This is a genomic window from Streptomyces sp. NPDC048172, from assembly GCF_043202595.1.
Taxonomy (GTDB): Bacteria; Actinomycetota; Actinomycetes; order Streptomycetales; family Streptomycetaceae; genus Streptomyces.
Genome location: NZ_JBIDAT010000012.1, coordinates 81,371 through 100,753, shown reverse-complemented (window position 1 = coordinate 100,753; position 19,383 = coordinate 81,371). Strand labels below are relative to the sequence as shown.

Genomic DNA, 19,383 nt, shown 5'->3' with positions numbered 1-19,383 from the left:
TCAGGGCTTGCGCGCCACCGCCGTGTGCAGCGTCAGCGCGTCCTCGGGGAGCCCGGGCCCCTCCGGCCCCGGGCGCCAGAGATGCGCCATGGTCAGCCCGGGGTCGAGCAGCTCCAACCCCTCGAAGAACCGGGCCACTTGCGCCTTCGTACGGGGCACGAAGGCGGTGCCGCCCCGCTGGTAGATGCCGATCACGTCGTCCGCCCTGTCCGACAGTTCGTCGTCCGGGATGTCGGCGATCCCGTGCGTGAGGCAGAGGAAGCTGCCCGGCGCGAGCGCGTCGAGCAGCGTCCGCACGATCTCGTACGGACGCCGCTCGTCGGGCACGAAGTGCAGCAGCGCGTTCACCGACAGGGCGACGGGGCGGTCCAGGTCGAGCGTGCCCCGCAGCTCCCCGGAGGCGAGGATCGCCTCCGGCTCGGTGACGTCCCCGTGCAGATACGCCGTGCGGCCCTGCGGGGCGCTGTGCAGGAGGGCGCGGGCGTACTGCAGGACGATGGGGTCGTTGTCGGTGTAGACGACCCGGCACTCCGGCGCCACGCCCTGGGCCGTCTGGTGGAGATTGGGCTCGGTCGGGATGCCGGAGCCGATGTCCAGGAACTGCCGCACGCCGTGCTCGGCGGCGAGCACCCGGGTGGCCCGGTGCATGAAGTCCCGGTTGGCGTGCGCCGCCGGGACGATCTGCGGCAGCGCGGCGACCACGGCCTCGGCGGCCCGTACATCGGCCTCGTAGTGGGTCTTGCCGCCGAGGTAGTAGTCGTACATGCGAGCCGCATGGGGCTTGCTCGTGTCGATCCGTGGCACGTCGCGCTGTCCCGCCATGGGGCTCACTCCGCCTTCCGGGGAATCCGGGTGATCAGGGCTTACGTGCCACGCCGGCGTACATGCTCGGCTCGTTCTCCTTCAGCTCGGACGGCATCGAGGGATCGGGCCGCCACATGTGCGCCATGGTGATGCCCGGGTCGATGAGCTCCAGTCCCCGGAAGAACCGGGCGACCTCGGCGGAGGTGCGCAGCCGCAGCGGCGTGCCGCCCTGGGCGTAGATCTCCTCGACCTCCCTGCCGAGCGCCGCCAGCGCCGGGTCGTTCACCTCCGAGGTGGCGTGCGTCAGGCAGAGGAAGCTGCCCGGGGCCAGCTGGCTGACGAGCGCGTCGAGGATGTCGTACGGATTCTGGTCGTCCGGGACGAAGTGGAAGAGCGCGTTGACGGAGAGCGCCACCGGACGGTTCAGGTCGAGCGTGCTGTAGAGCTCGTCGGAGTCGAGGATCGCCTCCGTGTCGGTCGCGTCCGCCTGGACGTACGCCGTACGGCCCTGCGGGGCGCTGTGCAGGAGCGCCTGGGCGTACTGGAGGACGATCGGGTCGTTGTCGGTGTACACGACCCGGCACTCCGGGGAGACGCCCTGGGCTATCTGGTGCAGGTTGGGCTCGGTGGGGATCCCCGTGCCGATGTCGAGGAACTGCCGCACGCCCCGCTCGGAGGCGAGCCAGCGGGTGGAACGGATCATGAAGTCCCGGTTGGCGCGGGCCATGGCCCCCGCGAAGGGGACCTTGGCGACCACGGCCTCGGCGGCCTGGACGTCGACCTCGTAGTGGGTCTTGCCGCCGAGGTAGTAGTCGTACATACGAGCCGAGTGCGGCTTGGTCGTGTCGATCATCGGTGCGTTGCCGTATCCGGCCATCCGAGTCTCCGTTCCGGGTGGGGTGGTCAGGTCCGTACCGGTGGGGGGGTCAGGCGAGGAGGAAGTCCGCCTCGCCCTGCTTGGCGCCCTGAATGAACTTCTCGATCTCGTGCGTGGTGTAGATCAGCGCCGGGCCGTCCGGGTCGGTCGACTGGCGGAGCGCGACACGGCCGTCGACGAGCTTCATCGCTTCGACGCAGCTTCCCCCGTTGGTGCCGCTCCACGGCTTGTGCCAGCCCTCGGAACCGAGGTCCTTGGCGGGCATGCCGTTGTATATATGGCCCGTCTGGCCCGTGTGATCCATGTGATCAGAACTCCTTGCGGATCTCACCGAGGAGGGCCTCGGTGTGTGGTACTGGCGCGGCCTGCGCGCCCATGCGGTCCAGGACCTCCAGGTAGACGGCCGTGTCCGGACGCTGGTCCAGATAGGTCGCACCGGTGAGCCCCTCCGTATAGACGATGTCCGGGAGCTCCGGGATGTCGAAACGGAAGAGCTGGAAAGGTCCGAACATCCCGGGGTGTGGACCGGCGGTGAACGGGATGATCTGGAGGGTGACGTTCGGCCTCGCGACCAGCGCGATCAGATGGTCGATCTGCTCGCGCATCACCTGCGGCGATCCCACGTGCCGGCGCAGCACCTGCTCGTCGAGCACGGCCCACAGGGTGGGGGCCTTGGGCCCGTCGAGCAGCCGCTGCCGCCCCGTGCGCAGGGCCACCCGGCGGTCCATCTCCTCGTCGGAGGCGTGCGGGAAGCCGGTGCGCAGCAGGGCGCGCGCGTAGTCCTCCGTCTGGAGCAGACCGGGGACGCAGTGCGGCTCGTACGCGCGGATCAGGCTGGCCTCGCCCTCCAGGCTCACGTAGAGGCTGAACCAGGCGGGCAGGACGTCGCGGAAGCTGTGCCACCAGCCGGGCTGGTTCGCCTCGTCCACGAGGGACAGGAACGAGGTGATCTCCTCGTCCGTGAGCCCGTAGATCCGCAGCAGCTTCTCCACGTAGGGAGGCTTGAGACCCACCTCGGCCTTCTCCATGCGGCGCACCGTGGTCGTGTTGACACTCAGTGCGTACGCCGCGTCGCTGAAGGAAACTCCCGCGCTCTCCCGCAGGTCCCTCAGACGCAGTCCGAGGACTATCTGCCCCACGGTCGGCGCGGACCGCAACTCAGCCACGTGTGCCTCCCTCGACTGCCTCCCCAGCGGACCTGACGCGTCAGCAGTGTGCCATGGCACGAGGTGCAGCAGCCATACTGCCGATGCGATTCTGCGAATTGCAGAACTCCTCTTGCCATCTGTGAAGGATGCGGAGCATAGTGAACAGCGTGACCCAGCTCATGTGGGCTGCGGCACCCTCCACAGGTAGACGGAAGGCATCGCTCGTGGCCCCCTCGCGTCCCGACGTGAAGCTCTCCTTGCCGCAGCAGGTCGAAATGGCCCATGCCGTGCGCGAGGAAGGTTTCGAGCTTCCCGCGCACACGTCCTCCGTGTCCCGCGCCCGCGCGCGGGTCCACGCGCACCTGCGCCGCTGGGGCTTCCCGGAGGACCTGGGGCACACCGCGCAGCTCGTGATCTCCGAGTTCTTCACCAACGCCGTACTGCACACCGACAGTGGCCAGATAAGTTGCAGCCTCCAGCTCAGCGGCCAGCGCCTGCGTATAGAGGTGACCGACGAGGGCACGGAGCGCTGTTCTCCGAAGCTCCGGGACGCCACCGACGACGAGGTCAACGGCCGCGGGCTGCAGCTTGTCAGCGCCCTCGCGGAGAGATGGGGGGTTTCCGCGGGGGACCACCCCCGGCGCGGACGTGTGGTCTGGGCCGAGCTGGGCCCGCACTGACCGTCCGCCCGCGCCGGGGCCGTACCGGCCCCACGGCTCGGACCCGCCGCACCCCGATTTCCCCTGTTCCAGGGGCACTTGCCGTGGCCACTGACGTACTCTGCGTGGGATGCTTCCGCGTGACGGCACGAACACGGAAGCGGAATCGGACGCGGGGACACGGGTGAGGCGCATGCGGGAAGAGGAATCCGGAATCGACGAGTTCGGCGTGGACGTCACCACCCCGAGCGTGGCCCGGATGTACGACCACTATCTCGGCGGCAAGGACAACTACGCCGTGGACCGGGACGCCGTCTCCGAGCTCGACAAGGTCGTGCCCAGCACCAAGCCGCTCGCGATCAACAACCGGCGCTTCCTCCAGCGTGTCGTGCGCATCCTCGCCCAGGACTACGGGATCCGGCAGTTCCTCGACCACGGCTCCGGCCTCCCCACGCAGGACAACGTCCACCAGGTCTCCCAGCGCGTGGACCCCGCCTCCCGTGTGGTCTACGTCGACAACGACCCCATCGTGCTGGCCCACGGCCGCGCCCTCCTCCAGGAGAACGACTTCACGTCGGTGATCCAGGCCGACATGCGCGAGACCGACGCGATCTTCGACCACCCCGAGGTGCGCCGGCTGATCGACCTGGACCGGCCCGTGGCCGCGCTCTTCGTCTCGGTGATGCACTGCATCCCGGACTCCTCGGACCCCGCGGCGCTGGTGCGGCGCGTGACCGAGCGGCTGCCCTCGGGCAGCTTCCTGGTGATCAACCAGCTGGTGAGCGAGGACAAGGCCACCCGCGACTTCGTCACCGACTTCATGGACCGCAGCACCCACGGCAACTGGGGCCGGGTCCGCCAGGCGCACGAGGTCGAGCGGTACTTCGACGGGCTGGAGATCCTCGACCCCGGCCTCGGAGAGATCAACGACTGGCGGCCCGACTCGGACCTGGGCCCGCGCCAGCTCACCGACGAGTGGTACGAGTTCGGCGGGGTGGCCCGCAAGCCGTAGGCCCGTAGGGCGCCGCGGGGGAGCCCGCGGCGCTCAGTACTCCTCCAGCAGCCTTTCCAGGAAAGCGGTGGTTCTGGAGGGCGGTTCGGCCGTGGCGCACAGCCGGTCCATCACCACCATGTAGCTCTCCACCTCCTCGCGCTTCTCCAGATAGAGCGAGGAGGTCAGCTGCTCCAGATAGACGATGTCGGGCAGGTCGGGCTCCAGGAAGCGCAGTATCGTCACGGGCCCGCCCGCTGCCGCCAGTCCGCCGATGCGGAACGGGGCGACCTGGAGCGTGATGTGGGGCTGCTGGGTGGCCTTCAGCAGGAACTCGATCTGCTCGCGCATGACCTCGCGGCTCCCGAGGGGCCTGCGCAGCGCCGCCTCGTCGACCACCGCCCACAGCCGGGGCGTGTGCGGCTGGTCCAGGATCGCCTGCCGGTCCATGCGCAGCCCGACGCGGCGCTCGACCTCGCGCGTGTCGGCCTTGGGGTGGCCGAGGCGGATCACCGCGCGGGCGTAGTCCCGGGTCTGGAGGAGGCCGGGCACGAACTGCACCTCGTACATCCGGATGACCGACGCGGCCTCTTCCAGGCCGATCAGGCGGTCGAACCAGGGCGACATCACGTCGCTGTACTTCTGCCACCAGCCGGGGCTGCCCGCCTGGCGGGCGAGCACGAGATACTCCTCGCGCTCCTCGGTGCCCGTGATCCCGTAGAGCGTCAGCAGGTCCTCGACGTCCCGCACCTTGCAGCCGACCCTGCCGAGCTCCAGGCGGCTGATCTTCGCGTGCGAGCCGCGGATCGCGTCGCCCGCGGCCTCCCGGGAGATGCCGTGCTCCTCGCGGAGACGGCGCAGCTGCGTGCCGAGCACGATACGCAGGATCGTCGGACCACCGCGCGGGTGGTCGAGGATCCGCCTGACCGACGTTCCCCCTGCGGGCTCTGCTGACATCACGCCTGTCCTTGCTCCCCTGAGTGACGGCTTGGACGCTCAGTGTCCCACTCCGCCAACGCGCCGTACAGGCATGCTGGTTGCCCGTGTCCCTGCCACTTGTCAGTGACATGTGGCAGGGACACGTGACGCGGACGCAGGGGTCCTTCCGGCGTCCTTCTGGTCAGTCCTCCACGAGGAGGTCGTCGAAGTCGCCGTCCTTGGCGCCCTGGATGAAGGCGGCGATCTCCGCGGGTGTGTAGATCAACGCAGGGCCGGACGGGAAACGGGAGTTGCGGACAGCGACCCCCTTGCCGGGCAGGCCGGCCAGCTCCACGCAGTTGCCGTTCGGGTTGCTCCGGCGGCTCTTGCGCCAGACAGCGTCTTCGATCCGGGTGGCCTCGATGCCGTTCTCGATCTGCATATACGCCTCTCCCTCGCTCACTTGCGTCCCCCGTTGGCGGTTCGGACGCTGGAAGCGTCTCACAGGTCGTCGTTCTTGCAGATGTAATTGCAGATGTGCTTGCAGAAGTAAGTGCGCACCCGCGAGAATGGCCGTTGTCGTCGTGCCGGGTCACAAGTGACCGTCGGCACTGCGGAGTTCGCGAGCTTCCGGACCTCAACTGGAGCCACAGTGACCACACAAGGCGCCGAATCCCCCCTCGGGGCGGGCGCGGTGGACGACGAGACCGCGCCGGACTGGGACCACCCGCTCACGCGGCTGATCCTGCTGCTGGAGATCGCCGACGGGCCGGACTGGCTGCGCGAGATGAAGCCGCCCACCCGGCACGCGGCGGCCCGCGCCCCAGGCTCAGCCCGCCAGGGCCCCCGGCAGCGGCCGCGCGTGCAGCACGTGGAGGGCTGACACCGCGCGGGTGAGCACCACGTAGAGCCGGTGCGTGCCGCGGGGCTCGGCGTCCACGATCTCGGCGGGTTCGAGCAGGACGACGTGGTCGTACTCCAGGCCCTTGGCGAGCGTGGCGGGCAGCACCGTCACGCGCGTCCCGGCCCCCGACTCGCCCGTCTCCTCGGCCGTGCCGGTGGCGATCCCCGCGGCCTCCAGTGCCGCGCGCACCTCCGCCACCCGGGCGTCCGCCGCCATCACCCCGACCGAGCCCTCCCGGCCCAGCGCCGCCCGCACGGCGTCCGTCGCCGCGGGGGCCAGGGACTCCGCGGCGGGCACGCGCTCGATCCGCAGCCCGCCGTCGCGGCGCAGCGAACGGGCGGGCGGCACCTCGACGTCGAGGGAGCCCAGCAGCCGGTTGGCCAGCTCGACGATCGCGGCGGGGACGCGGAAGCCGGTGGTCAGCGGCGCCACCCTGGCGCCCTCGGCGCCCAGATGACGGAGCTGCTCGGGCCAGCTCCGCGCCGCCCACGGCGTCGTCCCCTGCGCGAGGTCGCCCAGCACGGTCAGCGAGCCGAAGCGGCTGCGGCGGGCGACGGCCCGGCACTCCATGGGGGAGAGGTCCTGCGCCTCGTCGACGACCACGTGCCCGTAGCTCTCCTCGGGGTGCGCGATCAGCCCCGCGATCTCGTCGAGCAGGACGAGATCGGCCTCCGACCACCTGGCGCTCTTGAACGAGCGCGGGGGCCGGGTCCAGAGCAGCTCCTTCCGCTCCTCCGCGTCGAGCAGCCCGTCCGCGGCGCGCTCCAGCGCGTCCGGGTCGCCGAGCAGCTCCGCGAGCACCTCCTCGGGCCGCACCCGCGGCCAGGCGGCGTCGAGGAACTCCTTGACCGCCTTCGTACGGCCCATCCTGCGCAGCCACTCGTTGCTGGGCGGACCGGCGCGGCGCTCGGCCTGGGCGCGCAACAGCGCGACGGCGCGTGCGCGCACGCGCTCCCTGCCGACCTCGTACGGCGGGGCCTGCTCCCGCGTCTCCGCCACGATGTCGCTCAGCTCGCCCGCGCCCAGCCGCCAGCGGTACGAGCCGTCCGGCACGGCCACCGGCTCGTCGGGCGTACGGACACGGGCGTACAGGGCGCGCTCCAGGACCGCCGCCATCCGCGCGCCGTGCTTGAGCGCGGCGGCCCGGGGGCTGTCCTCGGCGCGCACCTGCCAGCCGCGGGAGGCGGCGTCGAGGACGTCGGCCATCACGCACTGCCGGACGCCGACCTCGCCGAGGGAGGGCAGCACCTCGGAGATGTACCCGAGGAAGGCCCGGTTGGGGCCGAGGACCAGCAGTCCGCCGCGCTGGACGCGGCGCGGGTAGGTGTAGAGCAGATACGCGGCGCGGTGCAGTCCCACCGCCGTCTTGCCGGTCCCGGGCGCGCCCTGGACGCACACGGTCTCGGCCAGGCCCGCGCGGACCAGGTCGTCCTGGTCGGGCTGGATGGTGGCGACGATGTCGCGCATCGGGCCGACCCTGGGCCGCTCGATCTCGCTCGCGACGATGCCGGAGCTGAGCGCGTCGCCGCCCTCTCCGCTCCCGGTGGTCAGGGGCTCGTCCTCCAGCCCCGTCAGCTCCTCGGCCGTGCCGCGCGCGCCGGGGGCCCAGCCGAAGCGGCGGCGCACGTCCACGCCGCGCGGGTCCAGGGCCGTCGCCTGGTAGAAGGCGCGCGAGACGGGGGCCCGCCAGTCCAGCACCAGGGGCGGCGCCGAGGGGTGCTCGGCGATGCGGCGGCGCCCTATGTAGTAGCGCTGCCCGGCGTGATCGCCCGCCCCGGTCCCGGTACCGGACCCGGCGCCGAAGTCGAGCCGCCCGAAGAACGGCGGGCCCTCCGGCTCCTCCCGCAACTCCTTGGCCTGGCTGCGCAGGTACCGGCCCAGCGCCTCCGCGCTGGCGCCGTCGCCGGACACGCCCTCCTCGTCGAGCACGCCCGCGCCGTCGAGGACGCGGTCCTGCGCGCCCCGTACGAGACGGGCCAGCGCGGCGCGGCAGACCTCCACGTACTCCCGTTCGCCTGTCAGTTCGGTGTCGAGCTCCATGAGTCCCTTCTTCACGGCGTTCAGCAGTACGGCGCGAGGCCGGTGCGCAGCAGGCCGAAGGCGTGCCGGGCCTCGGCGGTCGCGGTGGCGTGCCCGTCGTCGGCGCGCGCGCCCTCGGCGATCCGCCGCCAGTTGGTCAGCGCGAGGGTGCGCTGGGTGCCCAGGATCTGGCCCGCGGCGAGGCGCGCGGTGAGCGCGACGTGCTCCCCGCCGGGGGCCGTGTCCGGGGCCGCCTCCTCCAGCGCTCCGGTGAGGTGCGCCTCGGAGCGCGTGGTGTACGCGGCCATCCGCGCGACCAGGCTCGGGGTGCCGTACAGCAGCCGGTGGAAGGCGAGCACGTCCGGGTGGTCGCAGAGGCCGGTGACCGGGTCGCGCGCGTCGAGCCCGGCGAGGAAGTGCTCCTCCAGGGCGGTCAGCGGCGCGGTCTCCCCGGGCCTTCCGCGCACGACACGGGCCGCCTCGTCCTCGTGGTCGGCGAAGCGGTGGAGGGCCATGTCCTCCTTCGCGGCGAAGTAGCGGAAGAGGGTCGGCTTGGAGACCTCGGCCGCGTCCGCGATGTCGGTGACCGAGACCGCGTCGAAGCCCTTTTCGAGGAAGAGGGCGACGGCGGTGTCGGAGATCGCCTGGTACGTGCGCTGCTTCTTGCGCTCCCGCAGGCCGGAGGGCTTCTCGCTCGTGGGGCTCATGGTGACGACGCTAGCAGAAAATGTAACTCGGTTAAATATCTGCCTGAGTCTCCATGGAGTTTGCTCCTTTTGCGGCATATTTCCGCTGCTGGTTCAGTGGAGCGCATGGCCTGACTTCTGGCTTCTGGCTTCTGGCTTCTGACCGACGTGGAGCGATACCCATGACGCTGCCCCCGTACGGCTCCTACGGCTCGTCCGATCCGTTCAACGAGCTGCTCAACCGCTTCTTCGGGATGTCCCCGCGCTCCTCGCCGCCCGCCATGCAGCGCGTGCCGATCGGGCGGCTGCTGACCGACTCCGCGCGCGAGCTGATCGCCACCGCCTCGGCCAGGGCCCAGCAGGACGGCAGCGAGGACCTCGACACCGAGCACCTGCTCTGGGCCTGCACCCAGGTCGACCCGGCGCGTTCGCTCCTCGCCGAGGCCGGTGCCGACCCCGAGAAGCTGGGCCAGGCCCTCGCGGAGGCGCTGCCGGGGGAGAGCGGCACGCCCTCCTCGGAGCCGGGCCTCACGCCCGCCGCCAAGCGCGTGCTGATCGGCGCCCACGCCCACTCCCAGGCCGCGGGCGTCTCGTACATCGGCCCCGAGCACATCCTCGCGGCGCTGCTGGAGGACCGGGACTCCGGCGCCCGTAAGGCCCTGGAAGGGCTCGGCACCGACGTCGGGCGGCTCAGCAGGGACGCCGACACCGCGAGCCGCCGCGAGGGCACACCCGCCGGGGCCGCCCAGGAGAGCAAGACGCCCACGCTCGACGAGTACGGCCGCGACCTCACCGAGGAGGCCCGCGCGGGGAAGCTCGACGTGGTCGTGGGCCGTGCCGACGAGGTCGAACAGACGCTGGAGGTGCTCTCCCGGCGTACGAAGAACAACCCGGTCCTCATCGGCGAGCCCGGTGTCGGCAAGACCGCGATCGTCGAGGGCATCGCGCAGCGCGTCGTCTCCGGCGACGTGCCCAGGAGCATCAAGGACGTCCGCGTCGTCGGCCTCGATCTGCCGGGGCTGGTCGCGGGCTCGAAGTACCGGGGCGAGTTCGAGGAGCGGCTGAAGAAGGTCATCGACGAGGTCAAGGCCGAGTCGGACTCCGTGATCCTCTTCATCGACGAGCTGCACACCGTCGTCGGCGCGGGCTCCGGCGGGGAGGGCTCGATGGACGCGGGCAACATCCTCAAGCCCGCCCTCGCCCGCGGCGAGCTGCACGTCGTCGGCGCCACGACGCTCGACGAGTACCGCAAGAACGTCGAGAAGGACGCGGCCCTCGAACGCCGCTTCCAGCCCGTGCTCGTCTCCGAGCCCACCGTCGAGCAGACGGTGCAGATCCTGGAGGGCCTGCGCGACTCGTACGAGGCCCACCACCAGGTCCGCTTCACCGACGACGCGCTGGCCGCCGCTGCCGACCTGGCCGACCGCTACATCACCGACCGCTTCCTGCCCGACAAGGCCATCGACCTGATGGACACGGCGGGCGCGCGCGTCCGGCTGCGCTCCCTCGGCCGCTCGACCGAGGTCGTCTCGCGCGAGGACGAGCTGGCCAAGCTGGGGAGGGAGAAGGACGAGGCCGTCGCCGCCGAGAACTTCGAACGCGCCTCCGAGCTCAAGGAGCGGATCGCCGCGGTCGAGGCCGAGCTCGCGGGCGTCGAGGAGCGCCGCGAGGGCGTGATGGCGGTCGAGGTCTCCGACATCGCCGACGTCCTCTCCCGGCGCACCGGCATCCCCGTCTCCCAGCTCACCGAGAGCGAGAAGGAGCGGCTGCTCAAGCTGGAGGACGCGCTGCACGAGCGGGTCGTCGGCCAGGACGAGGCCGTCACCGCCGTCTCCCAGGCCGTACGCCGCAACCGCTCCGGCATGGGCGACCCGAACCGGCCCACCGGCTCGTTCCTCTTCCTCGGCCCCACCGGCGTGGGCAAGACGGAACTGGCCAAGGCGCTGGCCCAGTTGCTCTTCGGCGACGAGGACCGGCTCATCCGCATCGACATGAGCGAGTTCCAGGAGAAGCACACCGTCTCCCGGCTCGTCGGGGCGCCGCCCGGATACGTCGGCCACGACGAGGCGGGCCAGCTCACCGAGAAGGTGCGCCGCCAGCCGTACAGCATCGTGCTCTTCGACGAGGTCGAGAAGGCCCACCCGGACGTCTTCAACATCCTGCTGCAGGTGCTGGACGACGGACGGCTGACGGACAGCCAGGGCCGTACGGTCGACTTCCGCCACACGCTCGTCATCATGACCAGCAACATCGGCTCCCAGCTGATCCTGGCCAACAAGGGCGACGTCGACGCCATCCGCCCGCAGCTCAAGGAGCAGCTCAACGCGCGCTTCCTGCCCGAGTTCCTCAACCGGATCGACGAGACGGTGGTCTTCCACGCCCTCGCGGAGGAGGACCTCGAACGGATCGTCGACCTGCTGCTCGACGAGAGCGTGCGGCGGCTGCGGGCGCAGGACATCGGCCTGGAGATCACCGAGGCGGCCAAGAAGCTGCTCATCGCGCACGGCTACCAGCCGGAGTTCGGCGCCCGCCCGCTGCGCAGGACGATCCAGACCGAACTGGACAACCGGCTGGCCTCCTTCCTGCTCAGCGACGAGGCCGGGCCGGGCGACACCCTGGTCGCGGACGTCGAGAAGGACGCGCTGGCGGTGTCCGTACGCCACGGGGAGGCGTCCGGCGAGGCGCCCTCGGAGGAGGACCAGGCGGGGGCGGCCGGGCAGTCAGGACAGGTCGCGGCCTGAACTGCCCTGCCGCGGTGGCCGTGGGTACCCGTACCGGCGGCCACCGCGGCGGCCGTGAACCGGACCCCAGCGAAAGGGAGAAGCCATGAAGGCCCTGCAGTACCCGCACATCGGGGCAGCCCCGGTCCTGACCGACGTCCCCGATCCGGAGCCGGGCCCCGGCCAGGTGCTGCTGAAGGTCACCGCGGCCGGGGCGTGCCACTCGGACATCGCCGTGATGAGCATGGGCGCCGACCAGATCACCTTCCCGCTGCCGCTGACCCTCGGGCACGAGGGCGTCGGCACGGTCGCGGCGCTCGGCGACGGCGCGACGGGCGTCGAGCCCGGGGAGTCCGTCGCCGTGTACGGGCCCTGGGGGTGTGGGGTCTGTCACAACTGCGCCCAGGGCAAGGAGAATTACTGCCTGCGCGCCAAGAAGGAGGGCATCTTCCCGCCCGGCCTCGGCGTGCCGGGCGCGATGGCCGAGTACCTGCTCGTGGACGACGCCCGCCATCTGATTCCGCTGGGTGACCTCGATCCTGTGTCCACCGTTCCGCTGACCGATGCCGGACTCACCCCCTACCACGCCATCAAACTCTCGGTACCGAAGTTGGTCGGTGGGAGTACGGCCGTGGTCATCGGCACCGGCGGGCTCGGCCATGTCGCCATCCAGCTGCTGCGCGCCATGACCCCGGCGCGGGTGATCGCGCTCGACGTGACCGAGGAGAAGCTGGAGCTGGCCCGCTCCGTCGGCGCCCACGAGGCGCTGCTCTCCGACGGCCGGGCCGCGGCCCGTATCGCGGATCTGACCTCGGGGAACGGTGCGACGGCCGTGCTCGACTTCGTCGGCGCCCCGCCCACCACCGCGCTCGCCTCCGAGTGCGTGGCCGTCGAGGGCGATGTGACGGTCGTCGGCCTGGGCGGCGGAGCCGTCTCCGTCGGCTTCGGAACCCTTCCCTACGAGGCCACCGTGCGTTCACCGTACTGGGGCAGCAGGGCAGAGCTGGAAGAGGTACTGGAGTTCGCGCGTCAGGGTGTACTCGATGTGCATGTCGAGCAGTTCGCTCTGGACGACGCGCCGCGTGCGTATGAACTTCTCCATGACGGGAAGATCAACGGGCGGGCCGTGATGGTGCCTTGAGTCGTGCCTCCTCCCGCTTGCGGCCTGTGTGTCCCACACTGACGGGGTACACGGGGAGTGACGTGAGGAGAGGACGGACATGCCGGAGACGAACGAGCGCCCCACGACGGCCGACAGCAGGCGCGTACCACGGGATCACGTGGTCGTCGGAGTGGACGGGTCCCCGGTCTCCCTCCGGGCCCTGGACCGGGCCGCCGACGAGGCCGACCAGCGGAGCGTCGGACTGATGGTGCTGTGCGGCGCGGCCCCGCCGCGCTACGCGGCGGTTCCCGTCACGGACACCGACCGGGAGCGGGCGCGCAAGGCGGGCCTGGAGGTCGCCGAGGCCGCCGCCCAGCGCGCCAGGGACCGGGTGCCGGGACTGACCGTGGTCCCGTCGGGGTCGTACGAGCTGGCGGCCGACGCGCTCGTACGGGCCAGCCGTACGGCCGCGCTGACCGTCGTCGGCTCGCGCGGCCACGGCGGCTTCCGCGGACTGCTGCTCGGCTCGGTCGGGCTGCGGCTCGCCGCGCACTCGGCGAGCCCGCTGCTGGTGGTGCGGGGCGAGGAGCCGGTGGACGCCGAGCGGAGCGAGACGGTCGTCGGGCTGAAACGCAGCGGCGCGACGGCTCCGCTGCGGTACGGGTTCGAGCAGGCGGCCCGCGACGGCTCGGCGCTGCGCGTCGTCCACAACTGGGGCGGCCCGGCGCTGCCCGGGCTGCCGCGCAAGTCGACCGCGAGGGAGTCGCCGGAGGGCAAGGCCGCCGAGGCGTTCGTCCGCGAGACCGCGGAGCGGATCGGCGCGGACTACGACGGGGTGTCGGTCGTGAGTGAGGCCCATCACGGTTCGGCGGCCGAGCAGCTCATCGAGCTGAGCCAGGGCGCCAGGACCGTCGTGCTCGGCGCCCGGCGCGAGCAGCGCCGGCTGAGTCTGCAGGTCAGCCCGGTGGTGAACGCGGTGCTTCAGCACGCCGGGTGCCCGGTGGCGCTGGTTCCGGTCGTCTGACCGGTTGTTCGATCGTACGAACCGTGGGGGCCGTCCGGTGGCGTTCCGGGCGGCCCCCACGCCTTGGAGGAAACGCCCGCCGGAACCGGCGCACTGTGTAGCTATGTACGATAGAGGGCGTCTTGCAACGCGCGTAGAGTCCCTCGCGGTCCTGGTCAGGGCCTTGCAATGACGCACGACGCACCTGAGAACCGCACGGAGCCCCCCGCATGGCTGCTTCCACCGACGCCCCCGCCACCCCGTCCCCCTCCGGCGGCGAGGGCGCCCCCACCGCCGCGGTGGACGAGACGATCGAGACCCGGGGCATCGAGCCCGTCCCCGACCACGAGCGGCGCGGCAGGGTGCGGGAGCTCTTCCCCACCTGGGTCGCCGCGAACATCAGCGTCCTGCTGCTCACCATGGGCGCGGGGCTGGTGGTCTTCAACGGGCTCAACTTCTGGCAGGTCCTCCTCGCCGCGGTGGTCGCGGGCTCCGTCTCCTTCGGGCTCGTCGGACTGCTTTCCGTCTCCGGCAAGTGGGGCGGGGCGCCCGGCGCGATGCTCTCGCGCGCGACGTTCGGCGTCCGGGGCAACTACTTCCCCGGCATGATCCTCTGGGTCGCCCGCTTCGGCTGGGAGACGATCAACGCGGTCACGGGCTCGTACGCCGTGCTCACCGTTCTCGACCTGCTCTTCGGCATCAAGAGCAACACCCCGCTGATCGTCGTCACCCTGCTCGCCTTCGTCGGCGTGACGTTCCTGGTCAGCGGCATGGGGCGGAAGGTGCTGAACCTCTGCAACACCTGGTCGACCTACCTCTTCGGCGTCTTCACGGTGCTGGTGCTGGTCTATCTGATCACCACCATCGACTGGGACAAGGTCTTCTCCAAGCCCGCCGGGGGCACCGCGATGCTGATCGCGGGCATCGGCACCATCGCCGCGGGCGGCATCTCCTGGATCCCGACAGGCCCCGACTTCGCGCGGTACCTGCCGCACAGCGCCTCCGGCAAGAAGATCTTCGGCACGACCCTCTCAGGCGCGCTCCTCGTCCTGGTGCCGATGGTGCTCATGGGCGGCGTGATGTCCGTGTCGACGCCCGCGCTCGCCAAGACGAACGACCCCGTCTCCTTCCTCGGCGAGGCCCTCCCGATGTGGCTCGCGGTGCCGTACCTGATCATCGCGCTGATCGGCATGGTGCTGATCAACAGCCTCTCGATGTACTCGGCCGGATTCACGGCCCAGACCATGGGCGTACGCCTGCCGCGCGCCTCGGCCGTCAGCATCAACGCGGTCATCAGCCTCGTCGGCGGCCTGCTGCTGATGCTCGTCGCCAAGAGCTTCTACGGCTCGTTCATCTCCTTCCTCTCCCTCCTCGCGGTCTCCTTCTCCTCCTGGGTCGGCGTCTACGCGGTGGACATGCTGCGCCGCCGCCGGATGCCCGTGGCCGAGCGCTACGACGCGGAGGCCCTGCTCGACACCTCGCGGACCAGCCGCTACTGGTACACCGGCGGCTTCTGCTGGCAGGCCATGAGCGCCTGGGCCGTCGCGCTGCTGCTGGGCCTCGGCTTCACCAAGGTGGACTGGTTCCAGGGGCCGCTCGTCGACACCTGGATCGGCGAGAACGGCCTCGGCTGGGCGGCCACGGTCCTGCTGGCCGCGGTCCTGTTCGCCGTGCTGCCCAGGCCGCGGGAGAACGTCCGCGAGGGCTGAGCGGCCCGGGGCGGAGAGGTCCGGAGGCGCGGCGTGCTCGTACGTATGCGTCAATGGCGGGAGGCCGTCGCAGCTGTCGATCCCGAGGCGGAGGTACCCATGACGCGCGTTCCGGACGTCACCCTCAACAACGGCACCCTGATGCCCCAGCTCGGATTCGGCGTCTTCCTGGTGCCGGACGACGAGGCCGAGCGGGTCGTGACCGAGGCGCTGGAGACCGGGTACCGCAGCATCGACACGGCCGCGCTCTACGAGAACGAGCGGGGCACAGGGCGGGCCCTGGCCGCCTCGGGGATCCCCCGCGAGGAGCTCTTCGTCACCACCAAGCTCTGGAACACCGAGCAGGGGTACGACAGCGCGCTCCGCGCCTTCGACGCCTCCCTCGCCCGCCTCGGGCTCGACCACGTCGACCTCTACCTCATCCACTGGCCCCTCCCGGCCCGCGACAAGTACGTCGAGACCTGGAAGGCGCTGGAGGAGATCCACGCCGACGGACGGGCCAGGGCGATCGGCGTCTCGAACTTCCAGCCCGCGCACCTCCAACGGCTGTTCGACGAGAGCGGCGTCGTGCCCGCCGTCAACCAGATCGAGCTGCACCCGCGCCTCCAGCAGGAGGCCCTGCGCGCCTTCGACGGTGAGAACGGCGTGGTCACCGAGGCCTGGTCCCCGCTCGGCCGCGGCAACGGAGTCCTCGACGACCCGACCGTCCTCAAGATCGCCGAGAAGCACGGCAGGACGCCCGCGCAGACCGTCCTGCGCTGGCACCTCCAGCTCGGCAACGTGGTGATCCCGAAGTCCGTCACCCCCGCCCGTATCCGGGAGAACCTCGACGTCTTCGGCTTCGCGCTGGACGAGGACGACATGCGCGGGCTCCGGAGCCTGGAGACGGGCACCCGCGTCGGGCCCGACCCGGACACCCTCACGTGAGCGAGGCGCCGCCGGACTGCGTCTTCTGCGCGATCGTCGCGGGCGGCCAGCCCGCCTTCCGGGTCTACGAGGACGAGGCCGTCGTCGCCTTCCTGGACCGCCGCCCGCTCTTCCCCGGGCACACGCTCGTGGTGCCCCGCGCGCACGTGGTGACGCTGACCGACCTGCCGGGGGAGTCCGTCGGGCCGTACTTCACCGCCGTCCAGCGGGTCACGGGCGCCGTGCAGCGGGGGATGGGCGCCGCCGGGTCGTTCGTCGCGGAGAACAACACGGTCAGCCAGTCCGTACCCCACCTCCATGTGCACGTCGTCCCCCGCAACCGCAAGGACGGCCTGCGCGGCTTCTTCTGGCCCCGCCGCCGCTACGCGGACGAGGCCGAGGCGGAGACGTCGGCGGCCCGCATCCGCGCGGCGTTCGCCTGAGCCTCAGGTGCCGGTGGGTGCGGCATGTGACGATGACCGCCATGGGCTTCCACCTCAACTGCGTGCTCGCGCTGGAGGACAGCGTGCTGCCGCTCTACGACCGGGTGATACCGGGCGGTTCGGCTTACGTCCTGCGCACCGGTGACTCCGGTGGCTCCGCGCTGCCGGAAGGCTGGGTCCTCCCCGCCCCGTGGGAGCTGGAGAACGCGACGGCCAACAGGGTCGTCCCCGACCACAAGGGGCTCACGCCTCCCGCCCCCGACGCCTGGCGGGCAGCGGCGGGCGTTCCGGCGGACCTCGGTCCGCTGGACGCGCTCGACGCGTTCGACGACACCGACTTCCTGCTGGGGTCGTTCCTGAGCCTCGCCGCGCCCGTGGTCGTCCTCAGCGACAGCACCTTCGGGGGCGCGCTCTTCCACGAGCACGCGGCTGCCTTCCGGGCAGGCGGGCTGGTCGCGGCATGCGGCGTCGACCATGACGAGGGCAGGGCGTTCAGGCTGGAGGACGGAATCTTCCACGCCGTCGCCCCCGCGTCCGTGGACCCCGTGGCGGAGTGCGCCGGACATCTCCACGAGGGCCTGCGCGGGGCCGGTCTCTTCAGCGGCTACCTCCCCCGTACGGCGAACCACGAGGGACGGCCGTACCGCGAGGTCTGTTCCGGCCCGCTGCCGCACGTCGACCCCGCCTGGCGGCGGCACTTCCCGGTGCTGGACCGCTGAACCAGTCGGCCTGGGCCGTGTCCGGCGGTTCATGGTTGCCCTCGTCTCAGGGCTGGGCAGGGGCTGCCCCGTGCCCATGCGTTGCAGGCTGCGGCCGCGTCGTGGCTTGTCGCGCAGTTCCCCGCGCCCCTGAGGCCTCAGGGGCGCGGGAACTGCGCGAGCAACCACCCACAAGCCGCAGGCTGCGGCGGACAGGCAGAGGCTGCCCCCGCCCAGTGATCACTAGGGGAGAAGCGCCGTGACCGACTCGACCGTGTCCGCCTGGTCCGGCGTCTTGTCCTCGCGGTAGCGGACGACGCGGGCGAAGCGGAGGGTGACGCCGTCCGGGTAGCGGGGCGAGCGCTGGACGCCGTCGAAGGCGATCTCCACGACGAGTTCGGGCCGTACGCGCACGCCCCAGCTCTCCTCGTCCACCGCCAGTTCCCGGAGCCGCCCGGTCTGCCAGGCCAGCAGCTTGTCCGTGAGGCCCTTGAAGGTCTTGCCGAGCATCGCGAACGAGCCGTCGCCGCGCCGCGCGCCCAGATGCAGGTTCGAGAGCTTGCCGGTGCGCCGCCCGTGCCCCCACTCCGCGCCCAGCACCACCAGGTCCAGGGTGTGCACGGGCTTGACCTTCAGCCAGGACGCGCCGCGCCGCCCGGCGGTGTAGGGCGCGTCGAGGCCCTTGACCACCACGCCCTCGTGCCCGCGAGCCAGCACCTCCTCGGCGAACTCCCGCGCGGCCTCGCGCCGTTCGGCGTCCTCCGGGTCCGGCACGACCAGCCGCCGTACGCGCCGGGGCTCGGGCGTCAGCCGGGCCAGCTCCTCGTGCCGCTCGGCGGCCGACAGGTCCAGCAGCTCGCGCCCGTCGACGCTCAGCACGTCGAAGAAGACGGGGGAGAGCGGCAGTTCGCTGCTCGCGCCCGTCACGTCCAGGCGCGAGGCGACCCGCGCGGAGACCTCCTGGAAGGGACGTGGCCAGCCGTTCTCTCCCAGCGCGATCACCTCGCCGTCCAGCACCGCCCGTCCGGCCCCGACCTCGCGGCCCGCCGCGACCACCTCCGGCAGCCGGTCGGTGACCTCGTCGAGGGTGCGGGTCCAGATCCGTACGTCGTCGCCGTCCTTGTGGAGCTGGACGCGGATGCCGTCGAGCTTCTCCTCGACCGCGCAGGGACCGAGCTTGTCGAGCGCCTCGGCCACGTCCTTCGCCGTGTGCGCCAGCATCGGCAGCACGGGGCGGCCCACTTCGAGGCGGAAGCCGTCCAGCGCCGAGGGGCCGTGCGCGAGCAGCTCCCGCGCGACGGCGCCCAGCGAACCGCCGAGCATCACCGCGCGCCGCACCTCGCCGGGCTCCGCCTCCGTCGCCGCCGCCAGCCCCTCCACGGCGAACGCGTCGAGCGCGCCCTGCCGCAGCTCCCCGCCGATCAGCCGGACGAGGAACCACTGCTCGTCCGCCGTCGCCGCCGCCATCACCTCGTCCACCAGCCGCTTCCGCTCGGCCTGCGCGCCCTTGCCGCTCACGGCGGCGATCCGGGTCAGCGCCGCGTCGACGTCGCCGAGCGTGAGCCGGGGCGCGTCGGCGGGCGGCGGCAGCGCGCGCAGGGAGCTCCAGCCCACGCCGGTCCTGCGCTGCGGCAGCCGCCCCGCGAGATACGTGACGACGACGGGCACCTCGGACGGCTCAGCCCGCCGGAAGAGCTCGGCGAGCAGCGCCACCTTCTCCGTACGGGCCGGGGCATCCGCGATCTCGCGGGACGTCCGGGCGATGTCGGCCAGCAGCATGGCCCCATCGTCACCCG

The 19,383-nt window shown here is 71.7% G+C and carries 19 protein-coding genes; 10 read left to right on the top strand and 9 right to left on the bottom strand.

The annotated features are described in order from the left end of the window. The 4 genes from ACGF3A_RS39045 to ACGF3A_RS39030 are packed head-to-tail and all read right to left on the bottom strand — an operon-like array spanning nt 1 to nt 2,847. On the bottom strand, nt 1–822 hold the full coding sequence (locus ACGF3A_RS39045) for an SAM-dependent methyltransferase (RefSeq protein ID WP_393735300.1): 822 nt from the start codon (nt 820–822) through the stop codon (nt 1–3). Between the two features lie 34 nt (nt 823–856). After that, a complete protein-coding gene (locus ACGF3A_RS39040; protein ID WP_393735299.1) occupies nt 857–1,681 on the bottom strand; it encodes an SAM-dependent methyltransferase in 825 nt (274 codons plus the stop codon). Nucleotides 1,682–1,730: 49 nt separating this feature from the next. Continuing rightward, nucleotides 1,731–1,985, bottom strand: coding sequence for a DUF397 domain-containing protein (locus ACGF3A_RS39035; RefSeq protein WP_393735298.1), 255 nt, complete (start codon nt 1,983–1,985; stop codon nt 1,731–1,733). A 4-nt stretch (nt 1,986–1,989) separates the two neighbouring features. Next, the gene (locus ACGF3A_RS39030; RefSeq protein WP_393735297.1) at nt 1,990–2,847 is read right to left on the bottom strand and encodes a helix-turn-helix domain-containing protein; all 858 of its coding nucleotides are present in this window, start codon (nt 2,845–2,847) and stop codon (nt 1,990–1,992) included. 227 nt (nt 2,848–3,074) lie between these two features. On the opposite strand from ACGF3A_RS39030, the gene ACGF3A_RS39025 reads away from it, so the two are divergent. Together ACGF3A_RS39025 and ACGF3A_RS39020 are read left to right on the top strand one after the other, a co-directional pair. Beyond that, complete coding sequence (locus ACGF3A_RS39025; RefSeq protein WP_393735296.1) at nt 3,075–3,509, top strand: ATP-binding protein; 435 nt, start codon at nt 3,075–3,077, stop codon at nt 3,507–3,509. Between the two features lie 172 nt (nt 3,510–3,681). Beyond that, complete coding sequence (locus ACGF3A_RS39020) at nt 3,682–4,500, top strand: SAM-dependent methyltransferase (RefSeq protein WP_393735295.1); 819 nt, start codon at nt 3,682–3,684, stop codon at nt 4,498–4,500. Between the two features lie 33 nt (nt 4,501–4,533). Here ACGF3A_RS39020 and ACGF3A_RS39015 read toward each other — a convergent pair whose 3' ends face one another. Further along, nucleotides 4,534–5,436: a helix-turn-helix domain-containing protein gene (locus tag ACGF3A_RS39015; protein WP_393735294.1), complete on the bottom strand. Its 903-nt coding sequence runs from the start codon at nt 5,434–5,436 to the stop codon at nt 4,534–4,536. Between the two features lie 163 nt (nt 5,437–5,599). Beyond that, on the bottom strand, nt 5,600–5,839 hold the full coding sequence (locus ACGF3A_RS39010) for a DUF397 domain-containing protein (protein ID WP_393735293.1): 240 nt from the start codon (nt 5,837–5,839) through the stop codon (nt 5,600–5,602). Between the two features lie 210 nt (nt 5,840–6,049). Between ACGF3A_RS39010 and ACGF3A_RS39005 the strand changes: the two genes are divergently transcribed. Then, nucleotides 6,050–6,280 (top strand): hypothetical protein, encoded by a 231-nt coding sequence (locus ACGF3A_RS39005; RefSeq protein WP_393735292.1) that lies wholly within the window; start codon nt 6,050–6,052, stop codon nt 6,278–6,280. On the opposite strand, the gene ACGF3A_RS39000 is transcribed toward ACGF3A_RS39005, so the two are convergent. Together ACGF3A_RS39000 and ACGF3A_RS38995 are read right to left on the bottom strand one after the other, a co-directional pair. Then, entirely contained in the window at nt 6,227–8,341 is a 2,115-nt protein-coding gene (locus ACGF3A_RS39000) for a HelD family protein (RefSeq protein ID WP_393735291.1), read from the bottom strand. The genes ACGF3A_RS39005 and ACGF3A_RS39000 overlap by 54 nt on opposite strands. Before the next feature lie 20 nt (nt 8,342–8,361). Continuing rightward, complete coding sequence (locus tag ACGF3A_RS38995) at nt 8,362–9,027, bottom strand: TetR/AcrR family transcriptional regulator (RefSeq protein ID WP_393735290.1); 666 nt, start codon at nt 9,025–9,027, stop codon at nt 8,362–8,364. A gap of 161 nt (nt 9,028–9,188) precedes the next feature. On the opposite strand from ACGF3A_RS38995, the gene ACGF3A_RS38990 reads away from it, so the two are divergent. The 7 genes from ACGF3A_RS38990 (at nt 9,189) to ACGF3A_RS38960 (ending at nt 17,608) form a co-directional block, all read left to right on the top strand. Next, the gene (locus tag ACGF3A_RS38990) at nt 9,189–11,747 is read left to right on the top strand and encodes an ATP-dependent Clp protease ATP-binding subunit (protein ID WP_393735289.1); all 2,559 of its coding nucleotides are present in this window, start codon (nt 9,189–9,191) and stop codon (nt 11,745–11,747) included. Between the two features lie 85 nt (nt 11,748–11,832). Continuing rightward, a complete protein-coding gene (locus tag ACGF3A_RS38985) occupies nt 11,833–12,867 on the top strand; it encodes an NAD(P)-dependent alcohol dehydrogenase (RefSeq protein ID WP_393735288.1) in 1,035 nt (344 codons plus the stop codon). Nucleotides 12,868–12,946: 79 nt separating this feature from the next. Further along, nucleotides 12,947–13,852, top strand: a complete 906-nt coding sequence (locus tag ACGF3A_RS38980) for a universal stress protein (RefSeq protein WP_393735287.1) — start codon at nt 12,947–12,949, stop codon at nt 13,850–13,852. Between the two features lie 209 nt (nt 13,853–14,061). Next, nucleotides 14,062–15,540, top strand: coding sequence for a purine-cytosine permease family protein (locus tag ACGF3A_RS38975; RefSeq protein WP_393735286.1), 1,479 nt, complete (start codon nt 14,062–14,064; stop codon nt 15,538–15,540). Nucleotides 15,541–15,639: 99 nt separating this feature from the next. Next, nucleotides 15,640–16,467, top strand: a complete 828-nt coding sequence (locus tag ACGF3A_RS38970; protein ID WP_393735285.1) for an aldo/keto reductase — start codon at nt 15,640–15,642, stop codon at nt 16,465–16,467. Next, nucleotides 16,464–16,889 (top strand): HIT family protein, encoded by a 426-nt coding sequence (locus ACGF3A_RS38965; protein WP_393735284.1) that lies wholly within the window; start codon nt 16,464–16,466, stop codon nt 16,887–16,889. The genes ACGF3A_RS38970 and ACGF3A_RS38965 overlap by 4 nt, the downstream gene beginning before the upstream one ends. 17 nt (nt 16,890–16,906) lie before the next feature. After that, a complete protein-coding gene (locus ACGF3A_RS38960) occupies nt 16,907–17,608 on the top strand; it encodes a hypothetical protein (protein ID WP_393735283.1) in 702 nt (233 codons plus the stop codon). Nucleotides 17,609–17,830: 222 nt separating this feature from the next. Here the strand turns inward: ACGF3A_RS38960 and ACGF3A_RS38955 are convergent, their stop codons facing one another. Further along, nucleotides 17,831–19,366, bottom strand: coding sequence for an ATP-dependent DNA ligase (locus ACGF3A_RS38955; protein ID WP_393735282.1), 1,536 nt, complete (start codon nt 19,364–19,366; stop codon nt 17,831–17,833). Nucleotides 19,367–19,383: the final 17 nt, after the last annotated feature.

Bases quoted from the DNA above. Each gene is read 5' to 3' on its own strand.
- ACGF3A_RS39045 (WP_393735300.1), bottom strand. From the start codon at position 822: ATGGCGGGACAGCGCGACGTGCCACGGATCGACACGAGCAAGCCCCAT.
- ACGF3A_RS39040 (WP_393735299.1), bottom strand. From the start codon at position 1,681: ATGGCCGGATACGGCAACGCACCGATGATCGACACGACCAAGCCGCAC.
- ACGF3A_RS39035 (WP_393735298.1), bottom strand. From the start codon at position 1,985: ATGGATCACACGGGCCAGACGGGCCATATATACAACGGCATGCCCGCC.
- ACGF3A_RS39020 (WP_393735295.1), top strand. From the start codon at position 3,682: ATGCGGGAAGAGGAATCCGGAATCGACGAGTTCGGCGTGGACGTCACC.
- ACGF3A_RS39015 (WP_393735294.1), bottom strand. From the start codon at position 5,436: ATGTCAGCAGAGCCCGCAGGGGGAACGTCGGTCAGGCGGATCCTCGAC.
- ACGF3A_RS39010 (WP_393735293.1), bottom strand. From the start codon at position 5,839: ATGCAGATCGAGAACGGCATCGAGGCCACCCGGATCGAAGACGCTGTC.
- ACGF3A_RS39000 (WP_393735291.1), bottom strand. From the start codon at position 8,341: ATGGAGCTCGACACCGAACTGACAGGCGAACGGGAGTACGTGGAGGTC.
- ACGF3A_RS38995 (WP_393735290.1), bottom strand. From the start codon at position 9,027: ATGAGCCCCACGAGCGAGAAGCCCTCCGGCCTGCGGGAGCGCAAGAAG.
- ACGF3A_RS38990 (WP_393735289.1), top strand. From the start codon at position 9,189: ATGACGCTGCCCCCGTACGGCTCCTACGGCTCGTCCGATCCGTTCAAC.
- ACGF3A_RS38985 (WP_393735288.1), top strand. From the start codon at position 11,833: ATGAAGGCCCTGCAGTACCCGCACATCGGGGCAGCCCCGGTCCTGACC.
- ACGF3A_RS38980 (WP_393735287.1), top strand. From the start codon at position 12,947: ATGCCGGAGACGAACGAGCGCCCCACGACGGCCGACAGCAGGCGCGTA.
- ACGF3A_RS38975 (WP_393735286.1), top strand. From the start codon at position 14,062: ATGGCTGCTTCCACCGACGCCCCCGCCACCCCGTCCCCCTCCGGCGGC.
- ACGF3A_RS38970 (WP_393735285.1), top strand. From the start codon at position 15,640: ATGACGCGCGTTCCGGACGTCACCCTCAACAACGGCACCCTGATGCCC.
- ACGF3A_RS38955 (WP_393735282.1), bottom strand. From the start codon at position 19,366: ATGCTGCTGGCCGACATCGCCCGGACGTCCCGCGAGATCGCGGATGCC.